Origin of the sequence: Pseudarthrobacter enclensis (genome assembly GCF_030811655.1) — a bacterium.
GTDB classification, from domain to species: Bacteria; Actinomycetota; Actinomycetes; order Actinomycetales; family Micrococcaceae; genus Arthrobacter; species Arthrobacter enclensis_A.
Map to the genome: position 1 here is coordinate 105930 of NZ_JAUSRE010000015.1, position 9744 is coordinate 115673.

The 9744-nt window shown below is 67.7% G+C and carries 9 protein-coding genes; 7 read left to right on the forward strand and 2 right to left on the reverse strand.

The window, feature by feature from the left end:
- Positions 1 to 22: 22 nt before the first annotated feature.
- Entirely contained in the window at positions 23 to 1270 is a 1248-nt protein-coding gene (locus J2X98_RS14755; RefSeq protein WP_307309511.1) for an FAD-dependent oxidoreductase, read from the reverse strand.
- Entirely contained in the window at positions 1263 to 2555 is a 1293-nt protein-coding gene (locus tag J2X98_RS14760; RefSeq protein ID WP_307309514.1) for an MFS transporter, read from the reverse strand. Before J2X98_RS14760 ends, J2X98_RS14755 begins: the two co-directional genes overlap by 8 nt.
- Before the next feature lie 48 nt (positions 2556 to 2603).
- Here J2X98_RS14760 and J2X98_RS14765 point away from each other — a divergent pair, with 48 nt between their 5' ends.
- From J2X98_RS14765 to J2X98_RS14795, 7 genes are all read left to right on the forward strand, one after another.
- Positions 2604 to 3410, forward strand: a complete 807-nt coding sequence (locus J2X98_RS14765; protein ID WP_307309516.1) for an IclR family transcriptional regulator — start codon at positions 2604 to 2606, stop codon at positions 3408 to 3410.
- A 107-nt stretch (positions 3411 to 3517) separates the two neighbouring features.
- Positions 3518 to 4648 carry a cupin domain-containing protein gene (locus J2X98_RS14770; RefSeq protein ID WP_307309518.1) on the forward strand — a complete coding sequence of 377 codons (1131 nt, stop codon included), beginning with the start codon at positions 3518 to 3520 and terminating at the stop codon, positions 4646 to 4648.
- The gene (locus J2X98_RS14775) at positions 4648 to 5490 is read left to right on the forward strand and encodes a fumarylacetoacetate hydrolase family protein (RefSeq protein ID WP_307309520.1); all 843 of its coding nucleotides are present in this window, start codon (positions 4648 to 4650) and stop codon (positions 5488 to 5490) included. The genes J2X98_RS14770 and J2X98_RS14775 overlap by 1 nt, the downstream gene beginning before the upstream one ends.
- Complete coding sequence (locus tag J2X98_RS14780; protein WP_307309522.1) at positions 5490 to 6242, forward strand: maleylpyruvate isomerase family mycothiol-dependent enzyme; 753 nt, start codon at positions 5490 to 5492, stop codon at positions 6240 to 6242. The genes J2X98_RS14775 and J2X98_RS14780 overlap by 1 nt, the downstream gene beginning before the upstream one ends.
- Positions 6243 to 6488: 246 nt before the next feature.
- Complete coding sequence (locus J2X98_RS14785) at positions 6489 to 8084, forward strand: PucR family transcriptional regulator (RefSeq protein WP_141943824.1); 1596 nt, start codon at positions 6489 to 6491, stop codon at positions 8082 to 8084.
- Positions 8081 to 9013, forward strand: a complete 933-nt coding sequence (locus J2X98_RS14790) for a glutaminase (protein WP_307309525.1) — start codon at positions 8081 to 8083, stop codon at positions 9011 to 9013. The genes J2X98_RS14785 and J2X98_RS14790 overlap by 4 nt, the downstream gene beginning before the upstream one ends.
- Positions 9014 to 9058: 45 nt before the next feature.
- Positions 9059 to 9744: amino acid permease (locus J2X98_RS14795; protein WP_307309526.1), on the forward strand; the 686-nt coding region annotated here is incomplete at its 3' end.

A 9744-nucleotide genomic window follows, 5' to 3' on the forward strand; every position in this document is an offset into this window, starting at 1 on the left:
CGCCCGCCTTGCCTTGCGGTGCTTAGGCCCCGGCCAGTACCGCGCCGGCCGGAACCTCGGCGGGAGCGCCGGGCTCGTTACGGCCGTACAGCCAGTCGTTGTACTGGAAGTTGTTGTCGCCGCGGCTCTTGAACAGCATGTTCCGCAGGACGCGTGCCACGCCGTCCACGTGCCAGGACTCGCCCCAGATCCGGGCGGTGCGCTGGACGCGTGCCGTGCGGGCGGCGCGCTCCTCGTTGAAGTCGCGGAAGGCGGCTTCCCAGGCGCCGGCGTCGATGCCTTCCGGCGTGAAGACCCGGTTGCGGGCGGCATCCTGCAGCACGGCCGCGTCCTCCAGCGCCTGGCAGGCACCCTGCGCCAGGTACTGCAGCATGGGGTGGGCGGCATCGCCAATGAGTGCCATCCGGCCCGCAACCCAGTTCTCGATGGGATCGCGGTCGTACATGGGCCAGCGGATGCCCGTGGCCAGGTTCTTCAGGGCTTCCTGCACGGCGGGCACACAGTCCTTGTACGCGGCCTGGAGTTCATCCACGCCGCCGTACTGCTCTTCGCCGCGTTCGAAAGAGGGGGACTTGAACACTGCCACGGTGTTGAGCAGCTGGCCCTTCCGGAGCGGGTACTGGACCAGGTGGCAGTTCGGGCCGAGGTAGACGATGACGTCCTCCAGGTCCGTAGCGGGGGTCTCCTCCGTGATGGGAACGGTGCCGCGGTAGGCCACGTAGGCGGAGTTCACGGGACCGTCATTGGCGACGGTCCCGCGGAGGGTGGACTTCAGACCGTCCGCGGCCAGGATGGCGTCAGCTTCGAAGACCTCGCCCTTGGCGCTGTAGGCGCGGGCGCGGTCACCGCCGGTTTCCACCTTCTGCACCAGGACGTCGTTCACCAGGGTGACGCCGGCCGCCTGGCAGGCCTCCAGCAGGATCCGGTGCAGGTCGCTGCGGTGGATCACCACGTAGGGGGCGCCGTAGCGCTCCTCGAACTCGCCGCCCAAGGTCTGGCGGGTCAGTTCCTCCCCCGTGACCGCGTCGCGGAACACCAGGTGCTTGGGCTGGACGCCGATTTCCAGGGCCTTTTCCAGCAGGCCCCAGCGCTTGAGGACGCGGGAAGCGTTGGGTGCCATCTGCAGGCCCGCCCCCACTTCGCCGAAGGCCGGTGCAACTTCCACGAGGGTGACGTCGGCGCCGTTTTCGCGCAGGGCCAGCGCCCCGGCCAGCCCGGCCATCCCACCGCCCACCACGAGGACATCGGTGGACTCTTTGACGTTAGACATTGGAAACTCCTACTGCTGTTGATTTCTTGATTTTGGCGCCGACGGCGGCGATCAGAACCGCCGCTGCGGCTGCTGCTGCCGCGAAGGCCAGGAAGTTGGAATTGACGCCCAGGCCCGCGGCGAGAAGAAGCCCGCCGGCCTGCGGAGCGGCGACGGCGCCGATCCTGCCCACGCCCAGCGCCCAGCCCAGGGCGGTGCCGCGAAGGTGTGCCGGGTAGTGGCTGGCCACTGCCGCGATGATCAGGCACTGCGTCCCGTGCGTTCCCACACCGGCGAGCACCAGCATGAGGTAGACGACGGCGACGGGCGGCCCGGTCACCAGGACCAGCAGTCCGACGGCGGCCACGGCAGCTGCCGCGATGGCCGTGGGGATGGGGCCGAACCTGGTGCCGGCCCATGCGGTGAGGACCGAGCCCGCCACTGCGCCCAGGTTGAGCGCCAGCGCGAATGTCAGCGCGGAACCGAGGTTGTAGCCGGCCATTTGCATGAGGTTGGGCAGCCAGGTCCCCAGCCCGTACCAGGCGAAGAGGGTCACCAGGGTGCCGATGGCAAACAGCAGGCTGATTCCCAGGTAAGGGGCCCGGAGCAGGGAGCCGAAGCCCGGGGATTCCTTGGCGCCGTCCCCGGCTCCGCCACTGCGTGCGGGAGCAAGGGTCTCCGGCAGGTAGCGAAGACCCAGCGGGATCACCACCGCCAGGGCCACGATGGCCACCAGGAACATCACGGGCCAGCCAAAGACAGGAATCAGCGGGATGCCCACAAGGGCGGCGATGGAGCCGCCGATGGGCACGCCGGACATCATCAGGGTGGCGATGGTGGACCGCCACTTTTCCGGAACCAGTTCAGCCACAAGGGCATTCGCCGACGGCACCAGGCCGCCCAGGCCAATGCCTGCCAGCAGGCGAAGGCCGCCGAACACGGGTGCACTGGGAGCGAAGGCGCAAAGGATGGTGAAGACGGAGAACACCACGGCGCAGCCGATAATGGTGCGGCGCCGGCCCCAGGTATCGGACATGCGGCCGGCGAAGACCGCGCCGATCATCATGCCGACGAAAGCCATCGAGCCGATGGTTCCGGCCGTGGCCTTGGTCAGGCCCCAGCCGGTGTCACTGATGAGTGAGCCCTGGACGGTGCCGTAAACGATCAGGTCATACCCGTCGAAAACGACCAGCAGCCAGCACACCAGTACGGCGAGCACGGAACGCCGGGGAAACCCGGAACGGCCTGCGCCCGGAGCGGGGGCGGCCGTGCGCTGCGGCGCTGCAGCGGAAGTTGTGTGATTCATCCCACCACTGTGCTGGCAGCCCGGGCGGCCCGCCCATAATATTCTGTTATGCAGAATCTTCCGGCCCGGCGGAAACCTACTTACTCCATCGAAGCGGTGGACAACGCCCTGCAGCTCCTCCAGCTCCTGCGGGACGTGGGCAGCCTGCGGCTCAAGGATGCCGCGGCGGAACTGGGGGTGGCCCCATCCACCGCCCACCGGCTCCTGGCCATGCTGGTGTACCGGGGTTTCGCGGTCCAGGATGAAACCCGGCGGTATGTTCCCGGGCCGGCCATGGGAGCGGGGCCGGCCGGCTTCAGCTGGACGCGGCAGCTGCGGGACATCGCACGGCCGCACATGGAGCTCCTGTGTGCGCGCACCAACGAGACCGTCAACCTTATGATCCGGGTGGGCACCAAAGTCCGCTTCCTGGACACGGTGGAAAGCACCAACATCCTGCGCGTCGGCGACCGCCAGGGCACCCTGCTGCCGGCGCACAGGGCATCGGGCGGGAAGGCCATCCTGGCCGAACTGGATCCGGCCATGCTGGAACAACTGTTCCGCACCCCCAACGCGGAGCTCGCCGGTGATTACATTTCCGACGCCGAGTACCCGGCTTTCCTGCGCGAGCTTGAGTCCGTACGGGCCAACGGCTTTGCCGCCAACTTCGAGGGCACCGAGGAAGGCATCAGCGCCTTCGGGATGGCGCTGCACAACGGCAAGGGAATGGTGGTTGGCGCCCTGAGCGTGGCCACCCCCGTTGCCAGGTTCCGGCCGCTGTTCGATGCCGGGCTGGTGGGCGTCATGCTGGAAACCCGGCGCCAGCTGGAGCTGGACATCGCAGCCAATCCGGCGGACGGCGGCGCAACCGGCTGAACCAAGTCCTCAGCTCTTTCTGCTCTACAGAATATGCTGGGGATCACAGCGCTGTTTCCTTAGGGTCGAATCCACGTCGCAATCAGTCCGCAGCAAGGAGATGGCCAGTGTCGATCAGCGCTGAAAACCAAACACACCAGTCCGTGGCGCAGGAACAGCATGTTCCCGAGCCCACCCCGGAGGAGGCTGCCCAGCTGGAGCAGCTGTACCGGGATTTCGACCATGAGAACCTGATTCCGCTGTGGACGGAGATCGCGGACCTGATGCCCATGGTCCCGTCGCCCAAGGCGGTGCCGCACGTGTGGCGGTGGAACGACCTGTACCCGCTGGCTGCCCGCGCCGGGAACCTGGTGCCGGTGGGCCGCGGCGGTGAACGGCGCGCCATCGCCCTGGCCAACCCGGGCCTGGGCGGCACCCCGTACGCCACCCCCACGCTCTGGGCTGCCATCCAGTACCTGGGCGGGCGCGAAACCGCCCCGGAACACCGCCACTCCCAGAACGCCTTCCGCTTCGTCGTCGAAGGCGAGGGCGTGTGGACCGTGGTGAACGGCGATCCGGTCCGGATGTCCCGCGGCGACTTCCTGCTCACCCCGGGCTGGAACTTCCACGGCCACCACAACGACACCGATGAACCGATGGCCTGGATCGACGGCCTGGACATCCCCTTCGTGCACTACGCCGACGCCGGGTTCTTCGAGTTCGGCACCGAACGCGTCACGGACGAGGCCACCCCTGATATCTCCCGTTCCGAACGGCTGTGGGCCCACCCCGGCCTGCGTCCGCTCTCCGGCCTGGAGAACACCACCAACTCCCCCATCGCCGCCTACCGGTGGAAGTACACCGACGCTGCCCTGTGCGAGCAGCTGCTCCTGGAGGACGAGGGCCACCCGGCCACCGTCTCCCAGGGCCACGCCGCCATCCGCTACACCAACCCCACCACCGGCGGGGATGTCATGCCCACCATCCGCGCCGAGTTCCACCGCCTGCGCGCCGGCGCCCGGACCGAGACTATCCGCGAGGTGGGCTCCAGCGTCTGGCAGGTCTTCGAAGGCACCGGCACCGTGACCCTCAACGGCGAAACCAGGGTCCTGGCCAAGGGCGACCTGTTCGTGGTCCCGTCCTGGGCCGCCTGGTCCGTCCAGGCCGAGACTGAGTTTGACCTGTTCCGGTTCAGCGACGCCCCCATCTTTGAGCGCCTGAACTTCAACCGCACCTACATCGAAGGACGCACCAAGTAATGAAACTCCTCACCCTCCGCCTCCCCGCCGGCACCGGCAACGGCAAGAGCACGACGGCGGTCCGCCAGGACGGCGACACCCTTACCGAGATTCCGGGCTTCTCCGACGTCGGGGCCCTGCTGAAGGACCCCAACTGGGAAGCCACGGCAAAGGCGGCCAACGGCGCAACGCACCCTGTGGACGGCGCCGACCTTGCCGCCGTCGTGCCCTCCCCCGGCAAGATCATCTGCGTGGGCCACAACTACCGCAACCACATCAAGGAAATGGGGCGCGAAGTCCCCGCCCACCCCACCCTGTTCGCCAAGTACGCCGAATCCCTGATCGGCCCCAACGACGACCTGGCCCTGCCGCAGGAATCGGACACCGTCGACTGGGAAGCCGAACTCGCCGTCGTCATCGGCAAAACCGGCCGCCGCATCCCCGAGTCCGAAGCGGCGGAGCACATCGCCGGATACGCCGTCCTGAACGACATCAGCATGCGCGACTACCAGTTCCGCACCATCCAGTGGCTGCAGGGCAAGACCTGGGAAAAGTCCACCCCGTTCGGCCCGGCCCTGGTCACCCAGGACGAATTCACCCCCGGCCCGCTGATGACCTCGGCAGTGGACGGCGACGTCCAGCAGTCCACCCCCACCTCGGACCTGGTGTTCACCCCGGAATACCTGGTCTCCTACATCTCCACGATCATCACGCTGAACCCGGGCGACGTGATCGCCACCGGCACCCCCGGCGGAGTGGGCCACGCCCAGGACCCCAAGCGCTACCTGCAGGAGGGCCAGGTCCTGGTCACCACCATCGAGGGCCTGGGCCAGCTGACCAACCGCGTGGTCAAGGAAGCCTGATGGGCGCCCGGCACGACCAGACCACCGATCCCGTCCTGCTCGACGGGCTCCTGCAGGCCAGGCGCGGCACCGCGTTCTTCGCCCGCAAGCTCAACGAGCTCTCCGACGCTGACCTGGACGGGGACTCGCTGCTGCCGGGCTGGTCGCGCCGGCACGTTGTAGCCCACGTGGGCTACAACGCGCGGGCGGTGGCCCGCCTGGTGGAGTGGGCAGCCACCGGGGTGGAGACGCCCATGTACCCCTCCGTGGAGGTCCGCAACCACGAGATCGACTTCGGCGCCACCCTCTCCCCCATCGCGCTGCGGAACCTGTTCGACCACTCGGCAGTGCACCTCAACGTGGAATGGCGCGACCTTCCCGCCGACTCCTGGCACCACAAGGTCAAGACCGTCCAGGGCCGCGTGGTTCCGGCCGAGGAAACGGTGTGGATGCGGACCCGGGAGGTGTGGGTGCACGCCGTGGACCTGGGCAACGGGGCCACGTTCAGGGACATCCCCGAACCCGTCCTGGCCCGGCTCCTCACGGACATCACCGGCGCCTGGCACGCCCGAGGTACGGACAACGGGCTCCTCATCAAGGTGGACGGCACCGGCCTGTCGTTCGGTGACAGCGCGGCTGCGTCTCCCACCGTGGTGTCCGGCTCACTCGCCGCCATCGCCCAATGGGCCACCGGCCGCGGCACGGACGGCACTACGGCAACCCACGACGGCGGATCCACCACCCCCGCCCCCGCGGCCCCTGCCTGGATCTAGCTCTACCCCACATGCGCCGGCACACCGGCACCACGCCGGGCCAAAGGCGGGCCAGCATGCGCTGGCCCGCCTTTGGTGTTAAGGGCATCCACGTACCGTGTCCCCGCCTGTCGGCGCACCTCAGACTGCGGACCAAAAATTACCCCCCGCGCTTGGAAGAGTATCCATATTTTGGCCGCCCTGGGCTCGATAGCATGAGGGGACCGGACAGAGCCGTCCGGCGGGATCGACGCAAAAGGACAACCCATGGCCGCCGTTACGGTGGATGACATCCTCTCGGATCTCCCCCTCGGCTTCGCCAGCCTCATCCTCCGGCCCGCCCCTTCGGCGGCGGCTATTGAACGGTTCCTGATTGTCGATGCCGACGACGAAGCGCCCGCAGCCGCAGGAGCCTTTGTCCTGCTCATCGGCGTCCGCGGCCGCTCCGCCCTCCCCGCCCTCCGGCGGCTCCTGAAAGACCCGCCCCCGGTGGTGGCGCTCAAGGGCAACCGCGAAGACCTGGCCGAGGCGGAAGAGCTCCTGCGGGCCGCCGGCTCGGGCCTCCTGCTGGTGGACCCGGCCGCCGACTGGGACCGCCTGCTGTCCATCGCCCAGGACAGGATCCAGCCCCGGAGCTACCAGAGCGAAGTCCTCACCCTGCTTGAGGAAGACCTGTTCGCCATCGCCCAGACCACGGCCAGGCTCACCTCCAGCCACGTGCTCATCGAGGACGCCGCCAATAAGGTCCTGGCGTACTCCACCGTCACCAACGACATTGACGAACTCCGCAAGGCGTCCATCCTGTCCCGCCGCGGCCCGCGGAAGTACGAGCTGCTGCTCAAGGATCTGGGCGCCTACCGCGAGCTGCACCGCACCCGGCAGCCCGTCCGCGTGCCTGCCCGGCCCCAGGACGGGCTCCGTGAACGGGTGGCCATCGCACTCTTCGCCGGAGAACGGATCATGGGCTACATCTGGCTGCAGGAGACCGGAGACGGCTTCGGCCCCGACGTTGAATACGTCCTCACAGGGTCCGCGGCGAGGGTTTCCGCCGAACTGATCCGCTACCGCAACCAGCAGTCCGTCCACATGCGGGAGGACCGGGTTGCACGGATCCTGTCGGGTCCCGCCGAGGCCGCCGCCAGTGCCCACAGCGGCAAGATCCCCTCGGAGCGTCCCGCGGCACTGCTGCTGATTGGCATGTCCGACGCCGACTCCCGGGCTGACGACGCGGCGCTCAAGCACGGCGAACTGGCCAACCTGGCATCCATCCACGCCGCCGCGTACAAAGCGTCCGCCGTCGTGGGCCAGTTCAACGGTGACACGGCCATCATCATGCCGGACCTCCAATCCGGCACGGCGGAGGCGGGGCTGAGGTCCCTCGCGGAAGCGGTGGTCAAGGATGCCCGGAAACACCTCGGCATCACTCCCTTCGCCGCCGTCGGTCCGCTGGCGCAGGACCTGCTGTCCCTCCACAGGGTCACCGGCATCACCGAGGCCCTGCTGGCGTGCGTGCGGGACGCCACGCCGGGCACGGTGGCCGGTGTGGACGATTTCGAGGCGGAAATCCTCTACCGCGAGGCAGCCCGGAACTTCCACGGCTCGTCTTTCCGGCACCGCAGCCTGGCCGCGCTGCTCCAGGAGGACGCCGAACTCGCAGGAACCCTCCGGGCCTACTTCGACGCGTGCTTCGACGTGTCCGAATGCGCCAAGAACATGAACCTCCACAAGAACACCGTCTACTACCGCGTTGCCAAGGCGGCCAGGGTGACCGGACTGGACTTCGGCAATCCCCGCGATTCACTGGTGGCCCTGCTCCACATCCAGGAGTGGGCCGCCTCCAACGACAATTCAGGCAGGAAATGAGCACCACACTCAGCGCACCGCCACTTGGCCTCCTCCTCGAGGACATCGTCCGGCGCCACCGGCCCCGGCAGAACGCCGGCAGCGTCCCCACAAACATTCCATTCCTGGCCACGGTCCCGTTCGACCGCTTCGGCATCGCTGTCGCCACCACCTCCGGGGAGGTCTTCAGCTCCGGCGACGCCGGCGTTCCCTTCTCCATCCAAAGCATTTCCAAGGTCTTCACCCTGGCCATGGCCCTGCAGGGCGGCAGGTCCGCCGGCCTTTGGTCCCGGGTGCTGCGCGAACCGTCAGGGACGTCCTTCAACTCGCTGGTCCAGCTGGAAGCCGAGAAGGGCATCCCGCGCAACCCCTTCATCAACGCGGGCGCCCTGGTGGTCACCGACCACCTGCTGGAAGAGACGCCCGACGCCGCCACGCAGCTCCTGCGGTTCCTCACCGAACAAGCGGGCAGCCCTGGTCCGTTCATTGATGAAGCGGCCGCCGCCGGCGAGCTGGACAGCAGCAGCCGCAACCTGGCCCTGGCGCACTTCCTGAAGGATTTTGGCAACCTCACCCGGCCGGCCGCCGTCGTGGTGGAAAACTACGTCCGGCAGTGCTCCATCATGATGACCTGCGTCCAACTGGCCAAGGCCGGCCTGTTCCTCGCCAACAACGGCCAGGGAACATCCGGCACCGTGCTTTCCCCCAGCGAGACAAAACGGATCGGATCCATCATGCTGACCTGCGGCATGTATGACGCCGCCGGCGAATTCGCCTACCGCGTGGGACTGCCCGGCAAGAGCGGCGTAGGCGGCGGGATCCTGGTCATCGTCCCTGGCCGGTGCTCCATCTGCGTCTGGAGCCCCCGCCTGGACGCCAAGGGCAACTCCCTGGCCGGCACCGCAGCCCTGGCCGACCTCTCCGACCGCACCGGCTGGTCGGTCTTCTAAGTTTCCCCATCCAACAAGATCTCCTCCGGATCGAAAGGAATACCCATGCCCAACAACCCCAATGAAGAGGTTGGGTTCGACCACGTTATTGATGGTGGTCACGCGCATGCGACTGAGTCCTCCCTGCACGCGGAGGACAAGGGTTACCACAAGAACCTCAAGCCGCGGCAGATCCAGATGATCGCCATTGGTGGTGCGATCGGTACCGGCCTGTTCCTGGGCGCCGGCGGCCGCCTGAACGCTGCTGGCCCGTCCCTGGTCATCGCGTACGCGGTGTGCGGGTTCTTCGCGTTCCTGATCCTGCGCGCCCTGGGCGAACTGGTCCTGCACCGGCCCTCGTCAGGCTCGTTCGTCTCCTACGCCCGTGAATTCTTCGGTGAGAAAGCCGCGTTCGTCTCCGGCTGGTTCTACTGGATCAACTGGGCCACCACCACCATCGTGGACATCACCGCCGCCGCCCTCTACATGCACTTCTTCGGCAACTACATCCCCTGGATGGCCGCCGTCCCGCAGTGGGCCTGGGCACTGACCGCCCTCATCGTCGTCCTGGCCCTGAACCTGGTCTCCGTGAAAGTCTTCGGCGAAATGGAATTCTGGTTCGCCCTGATCAAGGTCGCCGCCCTCGTCGCGTTCCTCATCATCGGCACCTACTTCGTCATCTTCGGCACCCCCGTCTCCGGCCAGCAGGTCGGCATCAGCCTGCTCTCCGACAACGGCGGGATCTTCCCCAA

Coding starts and splice junctions, on each gene's coding strand:
- J2X98_RS14755 (WP_307309511.1), bottom strand. CDS start 1,270: ATGTCTAACGTCAAAGAGTCCACCGATGTCCTCGTGGTGGGCGGTGGG.
- J2X98_RS14760 (WP_307309514.1), bottom strand. CDS start 2,555: ATGAATCACACAACTTCCGCTGCAGCGCCGCAGCGCACGGCCGCCCCC.
- J2X98_RS14765 (WP_307309516.1), top strand. CDS start 2,604: ATGCAGAATCTTCCGGCCCGGCGGAAACCTACTTACTCCATCGAAGCG.
- J2X98_RS14775 (WP_307309520.1), top strand. CDS start 4,648: ATGAAACTCCTCACCCTCCGCCTCCCCGCCGGCACCGGCAACGGCAAG.
- J2X98_RS14780 (WP_307309522.1), top strand. CDS start 5,490: ATGGGCGCCCGGCACGACCAGACCACCGATCCCGTCCTGCTCGACGGG.
- J2X98_RS14785 (WP_141943824.1), top strand. CDS start 6,489: ATGGCCGCCGTTACGGTGGATGACATCCTCTCGGATCTCCCCCTCGGC.
- J2X98_RS14790 (WP_307309525.1), top strand. CDS start 8,081: ATGAGCACCACACTCAGCGCACCGCCACTTGGCCTCCTCCTCGAGGAC.